The sequence below is a fragment of the Bacillus sp. GbtcB10 genome, from assembly GCF_019091365.1.
Taxonomy (GTDB): Bacteria; Bacillota; Bacilli; order Bacillales; family Bacillaceae; genus Bacillus; species Bacillus altitudinis.
The window spans coordinates 1-320 of record NZ_JAGXJP010000055.1 but is presented as its reverse complement, the minus strand read 5'-3'; the positions used below and the strand labels follow the sequence as shown (position 1 = coordinate 320).

The window sequence follows — 320 nt, the reverse complement described above, 5'->3', positions numbered from 1 at the left end:
ATAACAAGTGTACCAAGCGCATCGCCCTTTTTAATTGGTGCTTTCACTTTCTTTTCAGCAATTACTTCTTGCTTTACCTTGTCCATATTTTCGCCCTTCTTCATAAGAAGAGATACATTATCTGACGCAACTAAATCTACTTTTTCTTTTTTCCCTTTTCCTACTTGGACAGTCTTAATTTTTTCGCCTCGTGTATACAATTTCTTTGTCATATATTGACCAAATGCGTAGTCAAGAAGCTTCGTTACTTGATTGTTCCGTTCTTTCGATGTAGGTGCTCCCATAACAACTGAAATAACACGCATCCCATTCTTTTCAGC

The 320-nt window shown here is 37.2% G+C and carries 1 pseudogene; it reads right to left on the bottom strand.

Annotation, left to right across the window (positions count from 1 at the left end):
* Window positions 1–320 (bottom strand): annotated as a pseudogene (gene dacF, locus KVT11_RS19630) (serine-type D-Ala-D-Ala carboxypeptidase DacF); the annotation flags it as partial.